Annotated in this window: 21 protein-coding genes; 8 read left to right on the top strand and 13 right to left on the bottom strand. The window is 61.4% G+C overall.

Features of this window, described 5'->3' with window-relative positions; all coding sequences use genetic code 11:
* Positions 1-74: 74 nt before the first annotated feature.
* Entirely contained in the window at positions 75-683 is a 609-nt protein-coding gene (locus tag ACI77H_RS16650; protein ID WP_407012836.1) for a lytic transglycosylase domain-containing protein, read from the bottom strand.
* Between the two features lie 196 nt (positions 684-879).
* On the opposite strand from ACI77H_RS16650, the gene gspG reads away from it, so the two are divergent.
* From gspG to ACI77H_RS16635, 3 genes are all read left to right on the top strand, one after another.
* Positions 880-1,329, top strand: a complete 450-nt coding sequence (gspG, locus tag ACI77H_RS16645) for a type II secretion system major pseudopilin GspG (protein WP_407012835.1) — start codon at positions 880-882, stop codon at positions 1,327-1,329.
* A gap of 12 nt (positions 1,330-1,341) precedes the next feature.
* On the top strand, positions 1,342-2,529 hold the full coding sequence (locus ACI77H_RS16640) for a type II secretion system F family protein (RefSeq protein WP_407012834.1): 1,188 nt from the start codon (positions 1,342-1,344) through the stop codon (positions 2,527-2,529).
* Between the two features lie 149 nt (positions 2,530-2,678).
* Entirely contained in the window at positions 2,679-3,230 is a 552-nt protein-coding gene (locus ACI77H_RS16635; RefSeq protein ID WP_407012833.1) for a hypothetical protein, read from the top strand.
* Positions 3,231-3,324: 94 nt separating this feature from the next.
* On the opposite strand, the gene ACI77H_RS16630 is transcribed toward ACI77H_RS16635, so the two are convergent.
* Positions 3,325-4,236: a LysR family transcriptional regulator gene (locus tag ACI77H_RS16630; RefSeq protein WP_407012832.1), complete on the bottom strand. Its 912-nt coding sequence runs from the start codon at positions 4,234-4,236 to the stop codon at positions 3,325-3,327.
* Positions 4,237-4,379: 143 nt separating this feature from the next.
* Here ACI77H_RS16630 and ACI77H_RS16625 point away from each other — a divergent pair, with 143 nt between their 5' ends.
* Both ACI77H_RS16625 and ACI77H_RS16620 read left to right on the top strand, forming a co-directional pair.
* Positions 4,380-5,399, top strand: coding sequence for an alpha/beta hydrolase (locus ACI77H_RS16625; protein ID WP_407012831.1), 1,020 nt, complete (start codon positions 4,380-4,382; stop codon positions 5,397-5,399).
* 107 nt (positions 5,400-5,506) lie between these two features.
* Positions 5,507-6,943 (top strand): mechanosensitive ion channel domain-containing protein, encoded by a 1,437-nt coding sequence (locus ACI77H_RS16620; RefSeq protein WP_407012830.1) that lies wholly within the window; start codon positions 5,507-5,509, stop codon positions 6,941-6,943.
* A gap of 131 nt (positions 6,944-7,074) precedes the next feature.
* On the opposite strand, the gene ycaC is transcribed toward ACI77H_RS16620, so the two are convergent.
* The 6 genes from ycaC to ACI77H_RS16590 all read right to left on the bottom strand — a co-directional run bounded on the left by ycaC (position 7,075) and on the right by ACI77H_RS16590 (position 12,908).
* Positions 7,075-7,701 carry an isochorismate family cysteine hydrolase YcaC gene (gene ycaC / locus ACI77H_RS16615; protein WP_392887294.1) on the bottom strand — a complete coding sequence of 209 codons (627 nt, stop codon included), beginning with the start codon at positions 7,699-7,701 and terminating at the stop codon, positions 7,075-7,077.
* 68 nt (positions 7,702-7,769) lie between these two features.
* Positions 7,770-9,608, bottom strand: coding sequence for an amidohydrolase (locus ACI77H_RS16610; RefSeq protein WP_407012829.1), 1,839 nt, complete (start codon positions 9,606-9,608; stop codon positions 7,770-7,772).
* Complete coding sequence (locus ACI77H_RS16605) at positions 9,605-10,198, bottom strand: antibiotic biosynthesis monooxygenase (RefSeq protein WP_407012828.1); 594 nt, start codon at positions 10,196-10,198, stop codon at positions 9,605-9,607. Before ACI77H_RS16605 ends, ACI77H_RS16610 begins: the two co-directional genes overlap by 4 nt.
* Positions 10,191-10,607 carry a DoxX family protein gene (locus ACI77H_RS16600; RefSeq protein ID WP_407012827.1) on the bottom strand — a complete coding sequence of 139 codons (417 nt, stop codon included), beginning with the start codon at positions 10,605-10,607 and terminating at the stop codon, positions 10,191-10,193. Before ACI77H_RS16600 ends, ACI77H_RS16605 begins: the two co-directional genes overlap by 8 nt.
* A gap of 364 nt (positions 10,608-10,971) precedes the next feature.
* Positions 10,972-11,892, bottom strand: coding sequence for a LysR substrate-binding domain-containing protein (locus ACI77H_RS16595; protein WP_407012826.1), 921 nt, complete (start codon positions 11,890-11,892; stop codon positions 10,972-10,974).
* A 32-nt stretch (positions 11,893-11,924) separates the two neighbouring features.
* Positions 11,925-12,908 carry an MBL fold metallo-hydrolase gene (locus ACI77H_RS16590; protein WP_407012825.1) on the bottom strand — a complete coding sequence of 328 codons (984 nt, stop codon included), beginning with the start codon at positions 12,906-12,908 and terminating at the stop codon, positions 11,925-11,927.
* Between the two features lie 211 nt (positions 12,909-13,119).
* Here ACI77H_RS16590 and ACI77H_RS16585 point away from each other — a divergent pair, with 211 nt between their 5' ends.
* On the top strand, positions 13,120-13,536 hold the full coding sequence (locus tag ACI77H_RS16585; protein ID WP_407012824.1) for a helix-turn-helix domain-containing protein: 417 nt from the start codon (positions 13,120-13,122) through the stop codon (positions 13,534-13,536).
* Between the two features lie 171 nt (positions 13,537-13,707).
* Here the strand turns inward: ACI77H_RS16585 and ACI77H_RS16580 are convergent, their stop codons facing one another.
* The 3 genes from ACI77H_RS16580 to ACI77H_RS16570 all read right to left on the bottom strand — a co-directional run bounded on the left by ACI77H_RS16580 (position 13,708) and on the right by ACI77H_RS16570 (position 16,654).
* On the bottom strand, positions 13,708-15,150 hold the full coding sequence (locus ACI77H_RS16580; RefSeq protein WP_407012823.1) for a catalase: 1,443 nt from the start codon (positions 15,148-15,150) through the stop codon (positions 13,708-13,710).
* A 72-nt stretch (positions 15,151-15,222) separates the two neighbouring features.
* Entirely contained in the window at positions 15,223-16,047 is an 825-nt protein-coding gene (locus ACI77H_RS16575) for an alpha/beta fold hydrolase (RefSeq protein WP_407012822.1), read from the bottom strand.
* A gap of 31 nt (positions 16,048-16,078) precedes the next feature.
* A complete protein-coding gene (locus tag ACI77H_RS16570; RefSeq protein WP_407012821.1) occupies positions 16,079-16,654 on the bottom strand; it encodes a flavodoxin family protein in 576 nt (191 codons plus the stop codon).
* 311 nt (positions 16,655-16,965) lie between these two features.
* Here ACI77H_RS16570 and ACI77H_RS16565 point away from each other — a divergent pair, with 311 nt between their 5' ends.
* Complete coding sequence (locus ACI77H_RS16565; RefSeq protein WP_407012820.1) at positions 16,966-19,770, top strand: ATP-binding protein; 2,805 nt, start codon at positions 16,966-16,968, stop codon at positions 19,768-19,770.
* Here ACI77H_RS16565 and ACI77H_RS16560 read toward each other — a convergent pair.
* Positions 19,735-21,219, bottom strand: a complete 1,485-nt coding sequence (locus ACI77H_RS16560) for an ATP-binding protein (RefSeq protein WP_407012819.1) — start codon at positions 21,217-21,219, stop codon at positions 19,735-19,737. The genes ACI77H_RS16565 and ACI77H_RS16560 overlap by 36 nt on opposite strands.
* Positions 21,220-21,396: 177 nt before the next feature.
* Positions 21,397-22,347 carry a GlxA family transcriptional regulator gene (locus tag ACI77H_RS16555; protein ID WP_407012818.1) on the bottom strand — a complete coding sequence of 317 codons (951 nt, stop codon included), beginning with the start codon at positions 22,345-22,347 and terminating at the stop codon, positions 21,397-21,399.
* 325 nt (positions 22,348-22,672) lie between these two features.
* Between ACI77H_RS16555 and ACI77H_RS16550 the strand changes: the two genes are divergently transcribed.
* Entirely contained in the window at positions 22,673-23,395 is a 723-nt protein-coding gene (locus ACI77H_RS16550) for a pirin family protein (protein ID WP_407012817.1), read from the top strand.
* The last annotated feature ends 22 nt before the right edge of the window (positions 23,396-23,417 follow it).

The following is a 23,417-nucleotide window of genomic DNA, read 5'->3' as shown; positions in this document are numbered from 1 at the left end:
CCCCACCCATTCCCCACTTTTCGGTCGGGGCCACCATGCCCCACTGTTGGGGCAAGGTTCCCCACGTTCGCCCATCACAGCGGTGCATCCACGGCCAGGCCTTGCAAGCGGCGGTATTGGCGCAGCACGCTCGGTACATAACGCTGGGTTTCGGCGAACGGCGGGATCACTCCGCCACGGCTGAGCACCGCTTGCGGCCCGGCGTTGTAGGCCGCCACGGCGAGCGCGATGTCGTTGTCGAACAGGGTCATCAGGCGCTTGAGGTATTTGGCACCGCCCTGAATGTTGGCCTTGGGGTCGTAGACGTTGGTCACACCCATTTCCCGGGCAGTGTCGGGCATCAATTGCATCAGCCCGCCGGCGCCCTTCGATGAGGTCGCGCCGGAGTCGTAGTGGGACTCGGCCTGGATCACCGCATGCAACAGCGCCGCCGGTAATTCATTGGCCGTGGCAGCCGCCGAAACCAGCTCGGCATAGGGTTGCCGGGCAATCATCTGCGGCTGTTGATCGAGACTGACCAGCGACGATTCAGGCTCGTGGATTACCCGTTCATAGGTACGACCGGGACGGTGGACATTGGACAAAACGTAGCTGCCCTTGCTGTCCACAGAAACGAATACATCGGCCTGAACTGTGCCTGCCAGCAGCACACAGCCGAGCAGTCCAGTGGTGAGTGTTTTCATTTTTTTTGTCTCCCCTGACCGGCCCCGAAAAATGGGGCTAATGCCCCAATGGCCGGTAGTGAATCAGCCATACGCAAGCACTGTGCCGGAAGCGCGAAGGCCCGTAATTCAGGGGTTGCAGCGGGATGTCCGGGGGTGAGCATGGCAATTGCATAAGCCTTCATGGCGACCCTTCTGCCGACTGTGTGAGGTCATCATGAATCAGTGTCTGTGTAGTGCCCCGCGTCACTCTTCACCGCGAGCTCAGCGCGGGTTCACTCTGCTCGAACTGTTGGTGGTGCTGGTGGTGCTGGGGCTGTTGGCCGGCATCGTCGCGCCGAAGTATTTCGCCCAGCTCGGCCGCTCCGAAGTGAAGGTGGCCAAGGCGCAAATCGAAGGCCTGGGTAAGGCACTGGATTTGTATCGACTGGAGGTCGGTCATTACCCATCGACCGAACAGGGTTTGCAGGCGCTGGTCACCGCGCCCAGCGACGAAACCCGCTGGACCGGCCCGTACTTGCAGAAAAAATTGCCGCAGGACCCGTGGGGCCGCAATTACACCTACCGCTACCCCGGCGAAAACGGCGAATACGACCTGCTGTCCATGGGCAAGGACGGTCAACCCGGCGGCGAAGGCGAAAACGCCGAAGTCACCAGTTGGCAGTGACGGGAGGCGAGCATGCGTTTTCATCTCAAGGCCGTGGGCAAGACCGGCGTGGTCTCGATGACGGTGGAGGCTCAAGGGGATAGCGAAGCCCGCCGCATCGTCGAAGACCAGGGCCTGCGGGTGGTCAGCCTGCAAGCCGAACGGCACTGGCGAGCGTTGCGATTGCACAAGCGCGAGACGTTCAACCTGGTGCTGTTCAGCCAGGAGCTGACCACCCTGCTCAACGCCGGCCTGCCGTTGATCGATGCACTGGAAAGCCTGGCGGAAAAAGAAACCGCGCCACAGGCCCGCAAAACCTTGAGTGAGCTGGTGCGCCTGCTGTATGAGGGCAAATCGTTCTCCCAGGCACTGGGTCAGTTGTCGGCGGTGTTCCCGCCGCTCTACGTGGCGCTGGTGCAGTCCAGCGAGAAGACCGGCGCAGTGGGCGATGCCCTGGGTCGTTATGTCAGCTACCGCCAACGCATGGACGAGGTTCGACAGAAGATCGTCAGCGCTTCGATCTACCCCATGCTGTTGCTGGTGGTGGGCGGTGGCGTGGTGTTGTTTTTGATGGGTTACGTGGTGCCGCGCTTCAGTCTGGTGTTCGAAGGGCTGGGCAATAATCTGCCGTGGCTGTCGCAAGTGCTGATGAGCAGCGGGATGTTCCTGCATGCTCATCAGGGCGAATTCTTCGGCGCCCTGGTGGCGATCGTCGTCGCCCTCGCCTTCCTCAAGCGCCAACCAGCCTTTCGCCGGGGCGTTGACCGGGTGATCGAAAAACTCCCGGCAGTCCACCAGCGCATTTTCATGTACGAACTGGCGCGTTTCTATCGCTCGCTGGGGATTCTGCTGCAAGGCGGCATCCCCCTCGTCACCGCTATGGGCATGGTCCGCGGCCTGCTCACCGTGGCCTCCCGAATGCGCCTGGATCAGGCCTGCGAGCGGGTGCGCGAAGGGCAATCGCTGTCGGCGGCGCTGGAGCTCAATCACCTCGTCACCCCGGTGTCCCTGCGCTTGCTGCGGGCCGGCGAGCAGTCCGGCAACCTCGGGCAGATGATGGAACGCAGCGCGGACTTCTATGACGAAGAAATCAGCCGCTGGATCGAATGGTTCGTGCGCTTGTTCGAACCCTTGCTCATGACCTTCATCGGCCTGTTGATCGGGGTCATCGTGATCCTGATGTACATCCCGATATTCGAGCTGGCCTCGAGCATTCACTGATCCCTCAATCAGGGTCGTGCTGTACCGTTCATCGTTCATCGACATTGCAACTGAATAAATCAGGACATTGCGGTGTTCACCCATTGAATCGAGCAGCACGTTGCATTGTTCATCAACGCTCCAATCTGAAAAAGAAGACGGAGAACGACATGCACATCAACAAGCTTTTACTGGCAGTAGCGATTGGCGCAGTTTTGTCGGCGTCGACCGTATTGATTCCGGACAGCCTGTCCGGTGTATCGAGCGCTCAGGCCAGGGATGGTGGTGGTGGCGGTGGAGGTTCTGGTGGCGGCGGCGGCGGCGGCGGTCACGGTGGTGGTGGTGGTGGTGGTGGCAACGGCGGCGGTGGAAGTGGCGGCGGCCACGGTGGAAGCGGCGGCGGTGGCGGTGGTGGTGGCAGCGGCAGCGGCAGCGGCAGCGGGCACAGCGGCAGCGGCAGCGGCAGCGGGCACAGCGGCAGCGGCAGCGGGCACAGCGGCAGCGGCAGCGGCAGCGGGCACAGCGGCAGCGACCATGGCTCGGGGCATTCCGGCAACACCGCCTCATCCGGTCGCAGCAGCACCCATGCCGAACCGGGAGATGATCACGGGGTTCATCAGGCCGGTGAAATCGGCCATAACGGCGTTCATCATGCCGGCGAAATCGGCGACGACCATGGCGTGCACGCCGGTGGCGAACCGGGTGATGACAAAAGGACCTGATCACCCACTGCTCTTTGTAGGAGCAAGCTTGCTCGCGATAGCGGTGTGTCATTCACCCTGTTTTTTACCTGACACTCCGTCATCGCGAGCAAGCTTACTCCTCCAAGGGACCGCGTGAATCCTCAGCCTGATCCAGCCGCTCGCGCAAAAACTCGATCAACGCCTGCACCGGTCGCGAACTCTGGCGATGCTGTGGGTACACCGCCGACAACGTCAGCGGCTGCGGGCGAAACTCGTCCAGCACCGGCACCAGTCGTCCATCCTTCAACGCCGCCCCGACAATGAATGTCGGCAGGTAAGTAATCCCCATCCCGGCCACCGCCGCATCCCTGAGCAACTCCCCGTTGTTGACGCGCATCCTCCCGGTCACGTTGACCGCCAGCGGCTTGCCCGGTCCTTCAAAACGCCATTGCACCTGGCGGCCGTGACCATACGGCAGACAGTCATGCGTGTGCAGATCCTCGGGTTTACGCGGCGTTCCGCGCTCGGCCAGGTAAGCCGGACCGGCGCAATACACTCGCTGGATCGAAGCGATGCGGCGGGCGATCAGCGTCGAGTCTTCGAGGATGCCAATGCGCAATGCCAGGTCGTAACCCTCGCTGAGCAGATCCACCGGGCGGTCGCTCAAATCCACTTCCACCGCGACATCGCGATAACGCTGCAAGAACACCGGCAGCAAACAGCCCAAATGCGCCACCGCAAACGACAACGGCGCGCTCACGCGAATGGTGCCGCGCGGTTCGGTGGTCTGGCCGGCGATGCCCTGCTCCACCTGCTCGACTTCGCTGAGCAGCCGCAGCGCCGACTCGTAATAACTCTGGCCCAGGGGCGTGACGTCCAGGCGCCGGGTCGAGCGGTTAAGCAAACGCACGCCCAAGCGCTCTTCAAGTTGCATCAGCCGTCGGCTGACGAACTGCTTGGACAGGCCCAATTGATCGGCGGCCGAGGTGAAGCTGCCGGAGTCCATGACCTGGCAAAAAATACGCATATCTTCGAACGGGTTCATTGTCACTCTCCGGTTGACAGTTAAACGCTTTATAGCCGCTTTTTCCCTTTTCATCACCCTATTAATCTGTGTCCACGGTGTTGCTGAGGCTGAACCCCAGCGCAGCAGCAACCGGCCTCTCATTAACTAAAAAGGATTTCCCCATGAACCTCGTCAAGAAAACCCTGACCGCTTCCCTCCTCGCCCTCGCCGTCGGCAACGCCTTTGCTGCTGGCAGCCCAGGCGTCGAACACAACACCCAGGCCTTCCTTGAAGCCCTCGCCGCCGGTGGTGGCAAGCCGCTCGAGCAACTGAGCCCGAAAGACGCCCGTGCGGTGCTGACCGGTGCGCAAAACTCGGTGAAGGTTGATCTGTCGGGTGTGGACGTCAGCGATCGTGCAATCAAGGTCGATGGACAAACCATCAACCTGAAAATCGTACGACCGGCCAAGGTCAAAGGTGAGTTGCCGGTGTTCATGTTCTTCCACGGTGGCGGCTGGGTGCTGGGCGATTACCCGACTCACCAACGCTTGATTCATGACCTGGTGGTCGGCTCCGGTGCCGTCGCGGTGTATGTCGATTACACGCCATCGCCGGAAGCGCACTACCCGACCGCGATCAACCAGGCCTACGCCGCGACCCGTTGGGTGGCCGAACATGGCAAGGACATCGGCGTCGATGGCAAGCGCCTCGCGGTGGCCGGCAACAGCGTCGGCGGCAACATGGCGGCGGTCGTTGCGTTGATGGCCAAGGAACAGAAAACCCCGGCGCTGCGTTTCCAGCTGCTGATGTGGCCGGTGACCAATGCGCAGTTCGACACTGGCTCGTACCAGCAATTTGCCGAAGGCCATTTCCTCACCAAAGGCATGATGAACTGGTTCTGGGACAACTACACCACCGACCAGGCCGAGCGAGCGCAGATCCACGCTTCGCCGTTGCAGGCCAGCGCCGAACAGCTCAAAGGCTTGCCGGCAGCGCTGGTGCAGACCGCTGAATTCGACGTGTTGCGTGACGAAGGCGAAGCCTATGCCCGCCACCTCGATGCGGCCGGTGTGGCGGTCACGGCGGTGCGTTACAACGGCATGATTCACGACTTCGGTTTGCTCAATCCACTGAGCCAGATTCCGGAAGTGAAAGCGGCGGTGCGTCAGGCAGCACTGGAACTCAAGACTCATCTGAACTGAGTCCCCTCGCCCCTCCCACGGTCATCGTGCGAGGGGCTTTTTCCATAGGAGCCGGGCTTGCTGCGGGCGGCTGCTACAAAAAAAACACTCTTCCGGAGCTACCCCATATGTCCCTCATCTACGGTCATCTGCTGTCCTGGAGTGCCCTGCTGCTGGTGATCGACGCCGTGCTCTGGCACCTCGCGCCGTTCAACCATCGCGTCACGCGGGTCGGCGTGCGCCTGGCGCTGTTCGTGATGTTCAGCGCGCTCATCATCAACGCCGGCGTCAGCCCGTTGCAGGCGCCGCTGTTTGCCGAGGACCGCGTGGCGCAACTGGGTGCCACGGCGCTGGGGATTCTCTGGTGGCTGTACGCGGCGCGAGTGCTCACCGAAGTCATCGGACTGGTGCTGATGCGGCGTATCGGGCACAGCGGTCGCTTGCTGCAGGACGTCATCGGCGCACTGGTGTTTCTGATCGCCATCGTCGCCGCCGCCGGCTACGTACTGGAGTTGCCGGTGAAAGGTTTGCTGGCGACGTCCGGGGTGGTGGCAATCGTGGTCGGCCTGGCGTTGCAAAGCACCTTGAGCGATGTGTTTTCCGGGATCGTGCTCAACACCACCAAGCCCTATCAAGTGGATGACTGGATCATGATCGACGGCGTCGAGGGCAAAGTCCTCGACATCGACTGGCGCGCGACGCACCTGCTGACCAGCGCCGGCAGTACCGCAGTGGTGCCGAACTCGGTGGCGGCCAAAGCGAAGATCGTCAATCTGAGCCGGCCGACCAACATGCATGGCGTCTCGATCAGCATTCAGGTGCCCAACCACATTCGCCCGCGTCGGGTGCTGGACGCACTGGACCGCACGCTGCAAGGCAGCAGCAGTCTGCTGCTCAACCCGGCACCGAAAGCGGTGCTGAAAGAGGCCGGCGAAAGCATGTCCGAGTACGTCGCCAGCGGGTTTATCGCAGAGCTGGGCAAGAAAAGTGAAGTGCGCAATCAGCTGTTCGACCTGGCCCACAGGCACCTCGAAGCGGCGGGGATTTCCCGGCAGCTCGATGGCGTGATTGAGCCGACCACCCGTGCGCGGTCGTTGCTGGATGAAGTGAAAATCTTCCGTTCACTCAGTGAAGACGAACGCGACCAGATGGCCCAATCGATGGTTGCGCAGCAGTACGCGGCAGGCCAGGTGGTGCTGGAACTGGGTGAAGTGCCGGACAGCCTGATGGTCATCGCCACGGGTGTGGTCAGCGCAACAGTGCCGGACGGCGCCGGGCAAACCGAAGCCGGACGCATGGGGCCGAGCGAAGTCATGGGGGAACAGAGCATTCTCACCGATACGCCGTCGCAGGCCACGTTCACCGCGTTGACTTCGTGCATCATCTACCGGATCGACAAATCCCTGACCCGCAGCTGCATGGAACAGCGGGTTGAAGTGAGTCGGGCATTGAACAAGTTGCAGGCGGTGCGGCAGCAGAACAGTCGGTTGGCGTTGCTGGCCAAACCACTGCCGATCAAGAAGGGAGGTTTCCTCAGCTGGCTGCAAAAACGCCAATCGGTATAACCAAAAAAACTTGTAGGCGCCGGCTTGCCGGCGATAGCGCCTGTGAGATCGCCATCGCCGGCAAGCCCGCTCCTGCAAAGGCACAAAAAATGCCCGCAGATTCGCGGGCATTTTTTTAGGGGCGGCGGGACTTATTTCGACGTCAGCACCGAGTAGCTGTTCATCAGGTTGCGGTAGTTGGGAATGCGCGGCGACAACAGGTTCGCCAGGCCTTCCATGTCGTTGCGCCAGTCGCCTTGCAGCTCGCACGCCACCGAGAACCAGTTGACCAATTGAGCACCGGCCGCCGCCATGCGCGCCCACGCGGCTTGTTGCACGGTTTCGTTGAAGGTGCCCGAAGCGTCGGTCACCACAAACACTTCAAAGCCTTCGGCCAGCGCCGACAGCGTCGGGAAGGTTACGCAAACGTCAGTCACCACCCCGGCGATGATCAGTTGCTTGCGGCCGGTGGCTTTGACGGCCTTGACGAAATCTTCGTTGTCCCAGGCGTTGATCTGGCCTGGACGCGGGATGTACGGCGCGTCCGGGAACTGCTCTTTCAATTCCGGCACCATCGGGCCGTTCGGGCCGCTTTCGAAGCTGGTGGTGAGGATGGTCGGCAGTTTGAAGAACTTGGCCACGTCACCCAGGGCCAGCACGTTGTTCTTGAATTCGTTCGGCGAGAAGTCCTGAACCAGCGAGATCAGACCGGTCTGGTGGTCGACCAACAGGACAACCGCATCGTCTTTATTCAGGCGTTTGTACGGAACGTTGCTCATGTGAATCTCCTCGATGGATGGGTGTTACATAGGGCGCCGACGCTGTGCATCGGCGCTTTTTGAGATCGTCAGAAGGCGAAGCATGAGCAGCCAAAGGCGCCCCAGAAACCGGCGAAATCGCTGACCGGCGCGTTCGACAAACGCGCCTTTTCATGACGGTGGGAATGCACGCCGCACGGTCCGCTGCAATGGTGAACCTGCGCCTGCATCGGCGAGGTCGGGCGCCAGTGCCCCGGCACCTTCACCACCGGCGACCAGTCCGGCAGCACCGGCACACTGGCCGGGCCGAGCTTTTCAAAATCACCGGCGGCATACACCACCTTGCCGCCGACCACGGTCAACACCGATTCGATCCACTTGATCGCTTCTTCGTCGACGCTGAAAAAGTCCGCGCTCAGGGCTGCGACGTCAGCCAATTGGCCGACCTTGATCATGCCTTTCTTGTCCTGTTCGGAAGAGAACCAAGCGCTGCCGTGGGTGAACAGTTCGAGTGCGGTTTGGCGGGACAGCCCCTCGGCGTGCAGCTCCAGGCCACCGACGGTGCGGCCGCTGACCATCCAGTACAACGAAGTCCATGGGTTGTAGCTGGACACCCGCGTCGCGTCGGTGCCGGCGCCGACCGGTACACCTTCGGCCAACATGCGCTTGATCGGTGGCGTCGCTTCGGCCGCCTTGGCGCCATAACGCTCGACAAAATATTCGCCCTGAAACGCCATGCGATCCTGAATCGCAATGCCGCCGCCCAACGCCCGCACCCGCTCGATGTTCTGCGGCGTGATGGTTTCCGCGTGATCGAAAAACCACGGCAAGCCGTTGAACGGAATGTCGCGGTTGACCTTCTCGAACACGTCGAGCATGCGGCTGATGGATTCGTTGTAAGTGGCGTGCAAACGGAACGGCCAACGCTGCTCGACCAGGTGGCGAACCACCGGTTCCAACTCGTCTTCCATGGTTTGCGGCAGGTCCGGACGCGGCTCGAGGAAGTCCTCGAAATCCGCCGCCGAGAACACCAGCATTTCCCCGGCACCGTTGTGCCGCAGGTAATCGTCGCCCTGGTGCAGGGTCACGCTGCTGGTCCAGTTCTTGAAATCGGTGAGCTCTTCTTTCGGCTTTTGCGTGAAGAGGTTGTAGGCAATGCGGATGGTCAGTTGCTGGTCCTTGGCCAACTGCTCGATCACCTGGTAATCGTCCGGATAATTCTGGAAACCGCCGCCGGCATCGATCGCACTGGTCAAGCCGAGACGGTTGAGTTCGCGCATGAATTGCCGGGTCGAGTTGACCTGGTATTCCAGCGGTAACTTCGGCCCCTTGGCCAGCGTCGAGTACAAAATCATCGCGTTAGGACGCGCCACCAGCATGCCGGTCGGCTCGCCGTTGCTGTCGCGCACGATCTCGCCACCCGGCGGGTTCGGCGTGTTACGGGTGTAACCGGCCACGCGTAACGCAGCCCGGTTGAGCAAGGCACGGTCGTACAAGTGCAACACGAACACCGGGGTATCGGGCGCGGCCTGGTTGAGCTCTTCAAGGGTCGGCATGCGCTTTTCGGCGAACTGGAATTCGTTCCAGCCACCGACCACGCGCACCCATTGCGGCGTTGGCGTGCGGTCAGCCTGCTCTTTGAGCATGCGCAAGGCATCGACCACTGACGGCACACCCTCCCAACGCAGTTCGAGGTTGTAGTTCAAACCACCACGGATCAGGTGCAAGTGTGAGTCATTGAGGCCGGGGATGACGCAGCGCCCCTTGAGGTCGATAACCTGCGTGCCCGAGCCGCGCAGAACCATGGCTTCGGCATCGGTGCCGACCGCGACGAATCGACCGTCGCTGATCGCGACGGCGCTGACGCGTGGGTTTTCACGGTCAACGGTATGAAATTGGCCATTGAACAAAATCAGATCGGCGTTCATCGCGTTTCCTTGGGCTGAGTGGAGGGGGACAGCCAAGGCGCGAACAAGCGCGTCGCCATCGGCATGAACAGGTACACCACCGAGACAACGATGGTCAGCGTGATCAGGAACGTGGCGACCACGTAGTTGGACAGCAAGGCATTGAGTCGCAGCAGCGGGCCCCAGATCAGTGGCACCAGCAAGGTGTGCGGCAGAATGACCAACAACGTCACCACGGCCTGCTTCCAGCGCGGCGGCGGTGGCGAAGCCGTGTCCGTCGACGGCGCGAACCAGAACTCATTGACCGGGTTGACCTCGGTCTGGTCGCCGTCCGCGAGCATTGGCGTGGCTTCGTTGACCAGTTCGAGACGTTGCGGAGAATCCAGCCAGTGCTGCATGGCGTCGGTGGTGCAAAAGCGCAGCACGCAGGTGTACATATCGAGACCGGCGTTCTTGCCGCGCATCACATCCACGCCCAAGTGCCCCTCCTGCTGCCCGGCAATGCTGACGATGTTGCGCAACCAGGCTTCGTACGGCACTTCAAAACCAGCCTTGACCCGGTGCTTGATGACCAGGGTCACGACTTCTTCGAAACGATTGGATTCAGGCATAGCGCAAAGCTCCGGCGAATCGGACATTGAGCGCCAGCCGTCCCGGCCCGGCGATAAGAAGGCTGGTGAACAGGATCAACAGCAGCCAGCCGAACTGCCCTTCCTCGAGGCTCCATTGCGGATGCACCACCAGCAGTGCGATCCACAGCACCGACAAAATCGGCAGGCACGCCAGACGCACCAACACCCCGGCAATGATCAGCAGCGGGCACAGCACCTCGGCGAAAATCGCCAGCATCAGCGTGACGTTCGCGCCCAGGTGGAAAGGGTCTTCGATGACCAGCAGTTGAGCGCTGTAGTTAAGCAGCTTCGGCAAACCGTGCACCCACAGCAGAAACAAACCACCGCTGACCCGCAAAAAAAACAGCCCGAAGTCCTGGACGCGTTCATCCCATTGCGAAGCGTTCATGGGTTACCTGCACAAATGAAAATCCACCGGCGTCAAAGCGCCGGGACATCATTCGATAATGCCGGGAGAGAGGCAGGGAAAATTGAATGTACGTGCTCTTTTTGTGAGCCGATCCGGACCGCCAGCCATCGAAAAAGCCCTGTAGGAGCTGGCCTGCCAGCGAAGGCGGCCCGTCGGTTGGCGATGATGTTGGATGGAAGGCTGCGATCGTCGGAACGCCGCCCGCAGCAAGCCGGCTCCTACAGGGGGTTGGGTATGTTCGTGAGAAAGGGGCCGCTGTCAGGCAGCCATCGCCGGCAAGCCAGCTTCTACAGGGGCTCGGGGTACATTCGCAAGCACCAGGTCGGCCCGAAGGCCGCCACGTTCAAGACGCAATCGGCAAAGGCCTCGACATAAACTCACTGATCCGCGACCGCAACCACCGCTCCGCCGGATCATTGTCATGCACCCCACTCCACGCCATCGAAAGCTGCGCAGCATCAATGGGAAACGGTGGATCCTCCGCCCGCAATGCACACCCCTCAACCAGCGCGCACGCCGCATAATCCGGCACCGTCGCAATCATCTCCGTGCCGGCGAGCAACGCACGCAAACCGCTGAACTGCGGCACACCCAGCACCACCCGACGGCTGCGACCGACCTTGGCCAGATCCAGATCGATATTGCCGCTCAGGTCGCCGGAAAACGACACCATCGCATGGGGCCGCTCGCAGTATTCATCCAGCGTCAGCAGCCCCGGCCGCTTATCCCCGCGCAGCACTTTGCAGGGAATGTCGCGCAACTTCTTGCACTTGGCATTCGCCGGCAGATCCGTGGTGTAACTCACGCCTACAGAGATCTCTCCCGAGGCCAGCAATGCCGGCATCAGCAGATAGTTGGCGCGGCGCACCACTACCACGATCCCCGGCGCCTCCTCTTGCAGCTGCCGCAACAACGGTGGAAACAAGCCGAACTCGGCATCGTCCGACAGCCCGATGCGAAACACATCGCAGCTGGTCGTCGGATCGAACTCTTTAGCTCGACTGACCGCTCCGGAAATCACATCCATCGCCGGCTGCAGCTCTTTGAGAATCGCCAGCGCTCGCCCGGTCGGCTCCATGCCGCGGCCATTACGCAACAGCAACGGATCGTCAAACAGATCCCGTAACCGACCCAACGCCGCACTCACCGCCGGTTGGCCCATGAACAATTTCTCAGCCACCCGGGTCAGGTTCTTCTCGAACATCAAGGCCTCGAAAATAACCAACAGGTTCATGTCGACGCGACGCAGATCGTTACGGTTCATAGGCTCGGTTCCCCTTGTGAATGCGTCGGACTTTACTCGATCAGCGGCACGTTCGCCGCACGTTTATACGGTCCGTATTCGACCGGTACCCATTGGAAATGCTTGCCCTCTGCGGCGATGTGGCCGATGCCCGGAAACGGCAAGTGCGCCGCCGTCACCCAGGTTTTGCTGACGGCTGCATCGCTGAACACCTTGGCGCGGCTCTTGATTGCTTGCTGACTGTTGACGTCAAAGCCGATAGAAACTTCCGGGTGCAAGAACTGCACCGCGAGGTTATGCACCAGGTCGCCCATGAACAAAATGCTCTGCCCTTGAGAGGTGAAGCGGTACGTGGTGCTGCCCGGCGTGTGCCCGGCTTCCAGCGTGGCCTCAACGCCCAGTACGGGCGACTGACCGGCGTCGAACGTTTTAAAGCGCCCTGCAGCGACATACGGCGCCGTGGAGTCCTGGGCGATTTTGAAATACGGTTTGGCACCCTCGGGAGCCTTGGCGAGGGCCTGCGGATCGAGCCAGTAATCGGCTTCTGCCTTCGCGGCGTAGACCGTGGCGTTGGCAAACACCGGTTTCTGCTGCCCATCGACCAGTCCGCACACATGGTCCAGGTGCAGGTGAGTCAACAGGATCGTGTCGACCTGCGAGGGCTCGTAGCCGGCCGCTTTCATGTTGTCCGAGAGCATGCCCGCCGTCGCACCGATGCACTGGCCGGCGCCGGTATCCACCAGGATCAATTGCTTGCCGGTATTGATCAGAAAAGCGTTGAACGCGGTCTGCACGCCTGGCGTTTCAATCGAGCGACGGGCCAGCAGCGCGTGAATCTGGCTTTGGGTCAGGCCCTTGAGCAGTTTGGGCGACAGGTCGTTGTAACCATCGAACAGCGCGGTCACCTCAAAATCGCCTATGGCCAATCGAAAGTAGCCGGGCACTTGCGAGCCAACTTGTGCCGGTACCTGAGCCGAGGAAACGCCGGACGCCAGCGCCATCGCGAGGCCCAACGCGCAAACCAGAGAATGTTTCATGCCTTCACCCTTGATCGAATCGTAAAAGCGGCCCCGCACAGATCCGCCACATGACATCAATCATGCACGGGGCCCGCGTCCGGAAAATTGCAGCAATGTGCTGAGTTGGTACGGTTGTCCTTAACTGCGCGCAGGCGAAATTAACAACGTTTAACTCGCCTGCCAGAGCGCTCGCGCCCAAGAATGACGCTCACCGACACGGACATTTGCCATGGCTCATTCTCAGCAAAACGTCGCCCGCGCGACTGCCACTGAAACGCTAAAGAAAACCACCGGCGGCCTGACCGCGTGGCGCGAAAGCCTGGCCAAGCAATTGATCCTCGAACGCCTCGGTGAAACCGTCGAAGTGACCGAACTGGCGCGCGCCTGCGCCCTTTCACGCAGTCACTTCTCCCGCGCGTTCAAGTGCAGCACCGGCCTCTCTCCGCAAGACTGGATTCGCCACCAACGCATCGCCCGGGCCAAGCAATTGATCCAGAGCACCGAGCTGAGCCTCACGCAGATCAGCCTCGAATGCGGCTTCTGCGATCAGGCGCACTTCTGCCACATCTTCACCCGCAGCGAAGGCATCAACCCGTTTGCCTGGCGCTGCCGGGCCATGCGCGCCCTTCCACGCACAACCCTGTAGGAGCCCGGCTTGCCGGCGATGGCGATTTCACCGACGCCATCGCTGGCAAGCCAGCTCCTACAGGGATTGTGCGGGTGTGCGGAATTTAAGGACTGACACAAAACCTGTAGGAGCCCGGCTTGTCGGCGATGGCGATTTCACCGACGCCACCGCCAGCAAGCCTGCCACCTTTTACCTTAGCGGCACCAACCGCTCCAACGCCTCGGCCACGCCGAACCCGTAGGCCGGATCAGCCTTGGTGCAGTTGTCGATGTGGCGTTGGCGGATCGCCTGCGGCACGCCGTTCATGGCGCGTGCGGTGTTGTCGAACAGCAACTGCTTGCGGACCGGATCGAGCAAGCGAAACAGATTGCCCGGCTGTTCGTAATGATCCTCTTCCAACCGATGATCATAGTGCTGCGCAAAGCCTTCAAGCGGCAGCGGCGGCTCGGCCAGTTGCGGCGAGTCCTGCCATTCGCCGACGCTGTTCGGGAAGTAGCTGGCGGTGCCGCCAAGGTTGCCGTCGGTGCGCATGGCGCCGTCGCGGTGATAGCTGTGCACCGGGCAGCGTGGCGCGTTGACCGGGATGTGATTGAAGTTCACCCCGAGGCGATAGCGCTGGGCATCACCGTAGGATAACAGCCGCGCCTGGAGCATGCGGTCCGGTGAGAAACTCACGCCCGGCACCACGTTTGCCGGCGAGAACGCCGCTTGCTCGATTTCGGCAAAATGGTTTTCGGCGTTGCGATTGAGCTCCATCACGCCCACATCAATCAGCGGGAATTCGGCGTGTGGCCAGACCTTGGTCAAGTCGAACGGGTTGTGCCGATAGTTGAGCGCCTGCTCTTCTTCCATCACCTGAATGCACAGTTTCCAGCGCGGGAAATTGCCCTGCTCGATGACTTCGTACAAGTCCCGCAGATTGCTTTCGCGATCCTTGCCGACCACCGCTTCGGCTTCGGCGTCCGAGAGGTTTGCGATGCCTTGCTGGCAGACAAAATGAAACTTCACCCACACCCGCTTGTTGTCGCGGTCGATCAGGCTGAAGGTGTGACTGCCGAAGCCGTGCATGTGGCGGAAACTGGTAGGAATCCCGCGGTCACTCATCACGATGGTCACCTGGTGCAGCGCCTCGGGCAGCAGGGTCCAGAAATCCCAGTTGCTGGTGGCGTTGCGCAGGCCGGTGCGCGGGTCACGCTTGACCACGTGGTTGAGGTCGGAGAAACGCAGCGGATCGCGGAAGAAAAACACCGGCGTGTTGTTGCCGACAATGTCCCAGTTGCCTTCATCGGTATAGAACTTCACCGCGAAACCACGGATATCACGCTCGGCATCCGCCGCGCCGCGCTCGCCGGCCACCGAGGAAAAACGCACGAACAGCGGCGTTTCCTTGCCCACCGAGCTGAAGATGTTGGCTTTTGTAAAACGAGTGATGTCATGGGTGACCGTGAAGGTGCCATAGGCGCCCGCACCCTTGGCGTGCATGCGCCGTTCCGGGATCAGTTCACGGTCAAAGTGCGCGAGTTTTTCCAGCAGCCAGATGTCTTGCAAGAGCGCCGGCCCACGAGGGCCGGCAGTCTGGATATTGAAGTTGTCGGCCACCGGTGCCCCGGTGGCGTTGGTCAGCTTTTTCATGGTCATGTTCTCGAAGAATTCGGCTCATCAGGAGCAAAAACGGCGCGGATCTGCGTCCGCGCCGTGGGCACATCACCCCTTGAGGAACGCCAGCAGGTCAGCGTTGAGCTGATCCTTGTGGGTGTCAGTCAAGCCGTGGGGCGCGCCGGGATAGACCTTCAGCGTAGAACCTTTCACCAGCTTGGCCGAAGCAATGCCCGCGGCCTCGATCGGCACCACCTGATCCGCATCGCCATGCACCACCAACGTGGGAATGTCGAACTTCTTCAGGTCTTCAGTGAAGTCGGTTTCGGAGAACGCCTTGATGCAGTCATAAGCGTTCTTGTGGCCGGAAGTCATGCCTTGCATCCAGAACCAGTCGATCATGCCTTGCGAGGGTTTGGCGTCCGGTTTGTTGAAGCCGAAGAACGGACCGCTGGCGAGGTCGATGTACAACTGCGAACGATCGGCCAGGGAGGCCTGACGAATACCGTCGAACACTTCGATCGGCAGGCCACCGGGATTGGCTTCGGTCTTGAGCATCAGGGGCGGCACCGATGAAATCAGCCCGGCCTTGGCCACGCGGGCGGTGCCGTGGCGACCGATGTAGCGCGCCACTTCGCCACCACCGGTGGAGAAACCGAACAGCACGGCGTCTTTCAGGTCGAGCAACTCGATCAACTGCGCCAGGTCATCGGCATAGGTGTCCATGTCGTTACCAGTCCACGGCTGGCTGGAGCGGCCGTGGCCACGACGGTCGTGGGCGATCACCCGGTAGCCTTTGGAGGCAAGGAAGATCATCTGCGATTCCCAACTGTCGGCGTTCAGCGGCCAACCGTGGCTGAAGACGATGGGCTGGCCGGTGCCCCAGTCTTTGTAGTAGATCTCGGTGCCGTCCCGGGTGGTAAACGTGCTCATGCGATGTCTCCTTAGCGAGGGTTGGGGTGATTCAAACCGGAGAGTGGCTCAGGCGTTCAGCCAGCCGCGCCACACGTTCGCCCAGGTGTGCGGCGGTGCAGCGATCTTCCGGGGGTGGTGCGAATTCGGGGGACTGTTCGACGTTCGACTGCGCCATGGCGCCCAGCGAACTGCCGAGGCGGTTGAGTTGCCCGTCGAATACGCCGGTGCCGGCGCGTGCCGGCAGCAGGTCGAGGCCAACCCAGATCATTGAGTGCTGCGCGGCGAACACCGCCATTTGCAGCAACGTGTTGAGTTTGTCGCCACACAGGCAACCGGAATTGGTGAAGCCCGCCGCCAGTTTGTCGCGCCAGGGCTGGGCCAGGTAAAACGCTGCGCTGGCTTCCATGAAGCCTTTGAACGACGCCGAGGCGCTACCCATGTAGGTCGGGGCGCCGAAAATAATCGCGTCGGCATCGTGCAAACGGTCCCAGTGCTGGTCCACGTCCTCAACCGAAATCAGCTGGCAAGTACTGCCCAGGTGCCGTTCCACGCCTTTAGCCACGGCTTCAGCCATAACCCGCGTGTGCCCGTAGCCACTGTGATAGACCACCACCACGTTGCTCATTGCGGCGTCCTCATGACAGATAAATCCCTTTGCAAGACTGCCCCCTGTGGGAGTTGCAGTGTCAGAGTTTTGGGCGTAGACCGGACGCAGGACGAGTTAAACGTTGTTAATTTTGCCTGGCGCACCAAATGCCCCGGCAACGTCTTTGAGAGCGCCGTACCCAATAAATACGCAACTCATGCGCGCTCTCGGGAAATCGCCAGTCCAGGCCAACACCCAAGAGTCACCGCGCAACGCATTGCACTAACGAACAAACCTGACGAATATGCTCGGAAACCGCGTCCCAGACGGCTGCAAGCAGGAGTGTCCCGTTGACCCTTTCCCCCGTACAGGCCCTCCATTTCGGCCCTTACCGGATCTATCCCGGACAACGCCTGGTGATGGAGGCCGGCCAGCCCCTGCGCCTGGGCCGGCGAGCCATGGACATTCTGTTGATCCTTCTGGAACACGCCGGAAATGTGGTCAGCAAACAGGAACTGATCGCCGGGGTCTGGCCCAAAAGCGTAGTCGAAGACATCAACCTGCGGGTGCACATGGCCGCGTTGCGCAAAGCCCTCGGCGACGGCCAGAACGGCCAGCGTTACATCATCACCGTGGCCCAGCGCGGCTACAGCTTTGTAGCGCCGTACTCGTTGGAGCCCATTGAGCAACATCCGAGCAATGACGCCCCCGCGCCGAGCGGCCACAACCTGCCCGTGCGTCGCACGCGCATGATCGGTCGCCAGTCCCTCGTCGACAGCCTGATGGTCCAATTGTCACGCCAGCGCTTCATCACACTGGTCGGCCCCGGCGGCATAGGCAAAACCACGGTAGCCCTGCGTGTCGCCGAACAACTGATCGGGCGTTACCGCGATGGCATTCGTCTGCTGGACCTGGCACCGATCAACGATCCAAAGATGATCACCGCGCATCTGGCGACGCTGCTCGAACTGTCCCTGCACGACGCCGAACCGATGAACGGCCTCGCCACGTTTTTGCGCGACCGGCAGATGCTGCTGGTGATCGACAACTGCGAACACCTGCTCGACGCCATCGCTCTGTTGAGCGAAAGCCTCCTGCGCGCCGCGCCCGACGTGCACATTCTGGCCACCAGCCGCGAGAGTCTGCGGGCCGAAGGCGAGTTCGTTCAGCGTCTTGAGTCACTGGACTGCCCGCCGCCCATCGCGGTGCTCAACCGCGCGCAGGCCCTGAGCTTTTCCGCCTTGCAGTTGTTTGTCGAACGAGCGATGGCCAGCCACGACAGTTTCGAACTGAGCGATGACGAGCTGCCGCTGGCGATTGAAATCTGCCGGCGCCTGGACGGTATTCCGCTGGCGATTGAACTGGCGGCGGCGCAAGTCGGCGGCCTCGGCGTGAGCGGATTGCTTACGCAACTGCAGGGCAGTTTTCGCCTCCTCACCCAAGGCTGTCAGACCACCCTGGGCCGTCATCAAACCTTGCGCGCCACGCTGGACTGGAGCTTCGAACTGCTGAGTGCCTGCGAGCAAACCTGCCTGCGCCGACTGGGCGTGTTCAGGGGCGGCTTCACCCTGGAGTCGGCAGCGGCAGTGATCGTCGGCGAACATATCGAACCTTGTGAGGTGTTTGGCTCGATCACCCAACTGGTTGCGAAGTCGCTGCTGAACGTCGAGGTCGGCGACGAAGAAGTGTTCTACCGCCTGCTCGACACCACCCGCAGCTACGCCCTGGAAAAGCTCGACCAGGCCGCCGACCTGGCGGGCACCCGTGAACGTCACGCCGAGCGTTGTCTGGCCTTGATGCATCAGGCTCAGCAGGACTGGGAGCTGATCGCGACGGCGACGTGGCTCGAGCGGTATGCACGCAGCCTGGAAGATCTTCGCGCGGCCCTCGATTGGGGCTTGAACGCACAAGGACCGCAGGCATTGGCGATCCGTCTGGTTGCGACGTCGACACCGCTCTGGCAGGAAATGTCGCTGCTCAAGGAGCACGGCGTGTATGTGCGCAAAGCGCTGGCCCTGCTGGACGCCGCACCTGAGCCCTGCCCTCGGCTGAAAATGGCCCTCAAACTGGCCCTCGGCAGCGCCTGCTACCACACCCAGGGCGGCACGGCGGAAACCGTCGAGGCCTTCGTCAGCGCCAGAACATTGGCCAGACAGTGCAACGACGTGGCCGGTCAATTGCGAGCAGTCTCCGGGCACATGGCGGTCAACCTCAGTTGCGCCAACTATCAAATGGCCCTGGAACAGAGCCAGCAGTTCGACCGGTTGGGGCTGCACGGCGATGCGGTGCTGTCCCTCAGCACGCACCGCTTGCGGGTACTGGCGCTGCACTTTGCCGGGGATCAGGGCCTGGCGCGGGTGAATGCCGAAGAGGTGCTCCAGCGCATGGCCCAGAGTGGACACCTCAACCGCTTCACCCACGGTTTTGGCGTGCAGTACGACCAGAGCGTCGCCGCCCTGACCATTCTGGCGCGCATCCTCTGGCTGCAGGGCCGGCCGGAACAAGCATGGCGCACCGCCCGACAAGCGCTGGACATCGCGATTCAGATCAACCACGGCACGTCCATCTGCTACACCCTGGCGCTGGCCGGTTGCCTGATCGCCCACTACAACGGCGACACCTGCACCGCGCGCGAACTCCTGCGCCTGTTGCTGGAACAAGCCCAAAAGCACTCGGTGCTGCTGTTCTACACCTGGGCCAAGCACTACGCACAGGTGATCGACCCCACCGAGGTTCGCTCCTCACTTCTGCCGGGCGTGGGGCTGATCAAGGACATCATGGTTACGCTGGACACCGGTTTCGTCGATGACGCCTTGTTACAACGGGCGGACACCGGCACGGCTGGCTGGAGCACCGCGGAAATTCTCCGGGCCAGGGCTGAAACGCTGCTGACGCAAGAGTCACCGCGGAACACCGAGGCGGCCGAGGCCGCGCTGATCAGGGCCTTGAACGTCGCCAACCATCAGGGCGCCCTGGCCTGGGAACTGCGCAGCGCCACCTCGCTGGCACAGCTTTGGCAACGCCAAGGCCGGCAACGGCAAGCCCACACACTGCTGACGCCGATTTACAACCGGTTCACCGAAGGATTTGCCACACCGGACCTGACGAAAGTCCGCCGGTTACTCGACGAGCTGCAATGCCACTTGTCCGCTTGATACCCAGCGCGCCCGGCTGATGTAGCGGGCGTAACGCATTTCAACGGTGCGCAACTCACCACTGCCCTCGAGTTTCTCCAGGGCGTAGGTGCGCGTGGTGTTGAGGAATCGGTAGCGAGCCAGTCCGTTGCCCTGCTCCAGCGACAGCAGCGATTTGAGCGCCAGGCTTTCCACCCCTTCAATCAGCCGGGCAGGCAGCAATGCCGCGCAACTGATCACGCCAATCGCGGCGTCCAGGGTAAAGGCCATTTTGAACACCGACAGGCGCTGTAACACGGTTCGCTCCAGCGGGCTCAGCTGTTCATAGCTCCAGTCCAGCGCCGCTTTCAAGGTTTGATGCCGGGGCACGGCGGTGCGCCGGCCCTGGGTCAGCAATTGAAAACAGTTGTTCAGTTGAGCTTGCAGTCCCACCAGCGCCAACGCGTCAATCTGCGCCGCCGCCAGTTCGATGGCCAAGGGCAACCCATCGAGCCGGCGACAGATTTCGCGCACGACCTTGAGGTCTTGTTCGCGCAGCACAAACCCTTGCTGACGAGCACGTGCACGGCTGACGAACAGCTGCACCGCCGAATAGCCCATGGCTTCAGCCACACTGTGCAGCGCCGACGCCGGAGGCACCGCCAGTGGCGGCAGACGCTGGACCGTTTCCCCCTGCGCCTGGAGCGGTTCGCGACTGGTCACCAGGATCGACAGACGTGGCGCCGCCATCAGCAGGTCCTCAACCAGTGTCCGGCAGCGTTCGAGCAGGTGCTCGCAATTGTCGAGCACCAACAACGCATGACGTTGCGCCCACGCCTCCAGGTTGGTTCCGACTTCCAGTTCAAGCGCCCGGGTCAGATGATCGATCACCTGTGCGGGGTCATCGATCACCGCCAGATCCACCAGCCAGACCCCATCCTCATAGTGCTGCAACAGCAGTTCGGCCACGCGCAACGCCACGGTGGTCTTACCGATGCCGCCGGGACCGGTCAGGGTCATGAGGCGCCGGACCGGCAACTGCCGGACCAGACTGCCGACCATCGAGTCGCGCCCGGTCACCGGCGTCAGTCGCGCGGGCAGGTTGTGCTGAGGTTTCTGAACGGTTTCAATCGAGGCCAGCGTACTCGCCGGCACCCGCTGCACAGCCGCGATAAAGCTATAACCGCGCTGGGGAATGTTGACGATGTAGCGCTGCCCGTTTTGCCCGTCGCCCAAGGCGCGACGCAGTGCGGCGATGTGCACGCGCAGATTGATATCCTCGACCACCGAAGTCGGCCAGACGAGTGCGATGAGCTCGTCCTTGCTGACCACGTTGCCCGCGCGCTGGACCAGCACCTGCAAGATATCCAGGGCCCGCCCGCCCATGCGCAACGGCCGATCCCCGTCAAGGATCAGCCGTTGCCGCAGGTGGAACGCGTAAGGGCCGAATCGCAGCACCGCTTCGCTGTTCAAATCTCTGACGCTGTTCATACACGTCCACGTGCGCAAACCCGGGGCCGCTCAACGGACTGTCATATCCATTGCGCGCCAGACTCGCGCACCTCCATTGCAAAGAGTTAACGGGTATCTTCGCAGGCCTCGGTGACGGAACAACTGCCGCGGTGGGAGCGTCACGGCCATCACGGTGCGCACAACGGACAAAAGGCTCTAGCTGAACTGTTCGCGGTACTGGGACGGGGTCAGCCCGAGTTTTTCACTGAACAGAAACCGCATGTGCCGCACACTGCCGAAGCCACTTTTGAAGGCCACGGTCTTGAGCGGCAAGTCACTGGTTTCCAACAGGTTTCTCGCACAGTCGATGCGTGCGCTTTGGAGAAACTCCATTGGTGTGATGTTCACTTCCCGGGCGAACACCCTGGCGAAATGTCGCGGACTCATGGTGGCCAGGCCGGCCATGCGTTCGATGCTGAAGGCCTCGTCGAGGTGCTCGAGCACATAATTCTGCACGCGCGTCACCGGCGTTTCGTGGGGAGCCACCGTCGCCATCAATGGGCTGAATTGCGCCTGCCCGCCCTGGCGCTTCATCACCACCAGCAACACCTTGGCGACGTCCTGGGCGACTTTCTTGCCATGGTCTTCGGCAACCACCGCGAGTGCCAGGTCGATGCCGGCGGTGACGCCACCGGAGGTGATGAGGTTGCGGTCCTGGACGTAAATCTGATCGGTCTCCACCGTGGCCTTCGGGAACCCCTTGATCAGCCGTTCGGTGTAGTGCCAGTGGGTGGTGACACGGTAGCCGTCAATCAGACCGGCATGCCCGAGCACAAAGGCGCCGGTACAGATCGAGCCATACCGGCCTGCACGGGGGACGGCGCTTTGCAGCCAGTCGAGCAACGGAGGGAATTTTTCGTTGTAGGCCCCGGGACCGCCCGGCACCAGCAACAGGTCATACGCCTGATCCGCCTGATCGATGTGCACATCGGCCTGCACGCTGACGCCGTTCGAGGCACGCAGCGCGCCGTATTCGGTACCGATGGTCGACAACGCGTATCGCTCGGCCGGGTCAAGATAACGATTGGCGATGGAAAACACCTCCATGGGCCCGGCCATGTCGAGCAGGAGAAAGTCAGGGAACAGCACCATTGCCACGGTTTTCATGGGTTCAAAATCACTGCAATCAAAAAAGAATACTGGCCGTACACATAACCCTGTAGGAGCCGGCTTGCCGGCGATAGCGGTGGTTCAGCCCGTATTGTTGTCGACTGACATACCGCTATCGCCGGCAAGCTGGCTCCTACAAAGTTGCGTGCGCGGCGGAAAGACTGTGCTGTGCATTATGGCCAAGTGCAGCAGGATCAGCCTGCTTATTATTGTCCACATCAACGAGACAGTATTTCCATTTTCACCTACTTATTGCACCCAAGGATAAACATTAACCTTCTCCTCACTCGGACGAATCAACGTCCCCACAGGAGATTTCATCATGCTGACCCTTCGCAAAGCTTCTGATCGCGGCGCGGCCAATCACGGTTGGTTGAAGTCGTTCCATACCTTTTCCTTCGCTAACTACCGCAACCCCAAAGAGCAGGGTTTTTCCGACCTGCTGGTGATCAACGATGACCGCGTCGCGGCCGGTAAAGGCTTTGGCCAGCACCCGCACCGCGACATGGAGATTTTCTCCTACGTGCTCGAAGGTGCCCTGGAACACAAGGACACCCTGGGCACCGGTTCGGTGATTCGCCCCGGTGACGTGCAACTGATGAGTGCCGGCAGCGGCGTGGCACACAGCGAGTACAACCACTCGGCGACCCGTGGCGTGCACTTCCTGCAAATCTGGATCGTGCCGGATGTCAGCGGCGCCAAACCGCGCTATCAACAAGAGCACTTCAGTACGCAGAAGAAACGCGGGCGTCTGCAACTGATCATCTCCCCCGAGGGCAAAAACGGTTCGCTGAAGGTACGTCAGGATGCGCGGGTGTACGCCGGCCTGATCGACGGCAAGGAAAGCGCCACGCTGGAACTGGCCGCCAATCGTTATGCCTACGTGCACGTGGCGCGCGGCAGTGTCGAACTCAACGGCCTGCAATTGCAGGAAGGCGATGGTGTGAGGGTTCGCGATGAACAGTTGCTGACCTTGAGTAATGGTGTGGATGCCGAAGTACTGGTGTTTGACCTGCGGCCTCAGGAACTGCCGGAAATGCCGTAATCCTGTGTGAAGAAATCGTCGC

Source organism: Pseudomonas sp. O230 (assembly GCF_045447035.1).
In the GTDB taxonomy this organism is placed as follows: domain Bacteria; phylum Pseudomonadota; class Gammaproteobacteria; order Pseudomonadales; family Pseudomonadaceae; genus Aquipseudomonas.
Note: the sequence above shows the minus strand (reverse complement) of the source record. Positions and strands in the feature narration are given on the sequence as shown.